This is a genomic window from Streptomyces sp. NPDC002130, assembly GCF_040296465.1.
In the GTDB taxonomy this organism is placed as follows: domain Bacteria; phylum Actinomycetota; class Actinomycetes; order Streptomycetales; family Streptomycetaceae; genus Streptomyces.
In genome coordinates this window covers 1-1,421 of the sequence record NZ_JBEOXI010000841.1, presented here as the reverse complement: position 1 = coordinate 1,421, position 1,421 = coordinate 1, and the positions used below count along the sequence as shown (strand labels likewise).

Genomic DNA, 1,421 nt, shown 5'->3' with positions numbered 1-1,421 from the left:
ACCTCGGCTACCTCGACGTCACGAAACGGGTCGCCGGCGAGTGAATTGAAGACCTCGGCGTGAACCTGCGTGCGGGGCATGCCGGCCTCTGCCAGTGCCTTGTGGACGGCGTCCATGAAGGGGCCTGGACCGCACATGAAGGCCTCGTACGCGACAAATGGCTTGGCCAGTGTCGCCAACTGTGAGACGGCGGGGAGTCCCTGCACGGTTTCGATCCAGTGGACCACCGTGAGGCGGCCGGGGTGTTGCGCTGCCAACTCGCGAAGTTCGGCGCCGAAGATGACGGACTTCTCGTCGCGGTTCGCGTAGATCAGCACGACGTTGCCGCTGCCCTGCGTGAGGGCGGACTTGAGGATCGAGATCACCGGAGTGATACCGCTGCCTGCACCGAAGAGCAGGAAGTCGTGATCGAGCGACTTGGGCGTGAAGACACCTGACGGCGGCAGCACTTCGATGGTGTCGCCGACCTGGAGCTTGTCGCACAACCAGTTGGAGCCGTAACCGTCGACGGTTCGCTTGACGGTCACCTTGGGGGCGTCGTCGGTGAAGGGCGAACTGGCCAGGGAGTAGCAGCGTGCGACCGAGCCGGTCTGATCGCTCGGGATGCGCAGGGTCAGGAATTGACCGGGCTTGTAGTCGAACTTGTCCTTCAGTTCTGCGGGAATCTCGAACACCAGCGACCGGGCGTCGGAAGTCTCTTCGATGACTCCGGACACGGTGAGTACCGCCGATCGCGAGCTGTGCGGTACCTCGACTGTCGTCATCGCGAAGCTAGTCCTCTCGTGAAGCTGGGTAAAGCGCAGGTCAGTGAAGTGCAACATCTAGAACGTGTTCTAGTTCAATGTTAGCAGTGATGAAAAGCTACTGGGGATCGTAGTCGCCGAGCAACACGTTCCCGATCAGCGGGAACCACGGCGGTCTGATCCAACCGTCCTGGCGGTCCGGGGCGGCGATCACCTGCCCGAACGGGCGGTTCACGGGCGGCGTCCGGGCGGTTGAGCTGCCGAAGCCTGTGCACGGGCTGTTTGTCGGTACACAGTGGGAACCAGGTGAGACGCCGGTCACAAAGGATCGGCTCGAATCCCTCCCGTAGTCACATTCGTGCACATCCCTGAGGAGATACCGATGGCTATCGAGCTCAACCAGATCTGGGACTTTCCCATCAAGGAGTTCCACCCCTTCCCTCGCGCCCTGATGGGTGTGGGCGCTCACGACATCATCGGTGTGGAGGCCAAGAATCTCGGCTTCAAGCGCACCCTCCTGATGACAACCGGTCTGCGCGGTTCGGGCATCATCGAGGAACTCGTCTGCAAGATCGAGTACCAGGGTGCCGAACGTCGGCCTCATGGCGCAGAAGGCCGAGGAGTACGGCAGCCACGACAAGACGTTCGAGATCGCCACCACGGGCACGGTCCGCCTGG

2 protein-coding genes and 1 pseudogene are annotated in these 1,421 nt (G+C 62.2%); 1 reads left to right on the top strand and 2 read right to left on the bottom strand.

From position 1 onward, the window contains the following. Both ABT116_RS46180 and ABT116_RS46175 read right to left on the bottom strand, forming a co-directional pair. The coding region (locus ABT116_RS46180) for an FAD-binding oxidoreductase (RefSeq protein WP_351647192.1) at positions 1–764 on the bottom strand (764 nt) is incomplete at its 3' end. Positions 765–861: 97 nt separating this feature from the next. Then, a complete protein-coding gene (locus ABT116_RS46175; protein ID WP_351647190.1) occupies positions 862–1,347 on the bottom strand; it encodes a hypothetical protein in 486 nt (161 codons plus the stop codon). Here ABT116_RS46175 and ABT116_RS46170 point away from each other — a divergent pair. Further along, positions 1,328–1,421 (top strand): annotated as a pseudogene (locus ABT116_RS46170) (NADP-dependent isocitrate dehydrogenase); the annotation flags it as partial. The gene ABT116_RS46175 and the pseudogene ABT116_RS46170 overlap by 20 nt on opposite strands.

Bases quoted from the DNA above. Each gene is read 5' to 3' on its own strand.
- ABT116_RS46175 (WP_351647190.1), bottom strand. From the start codon at position 1,347: ATGAGGCCGACGTTCGGCACCCTGGTACTCGATCTTGCAGACGAGTTC.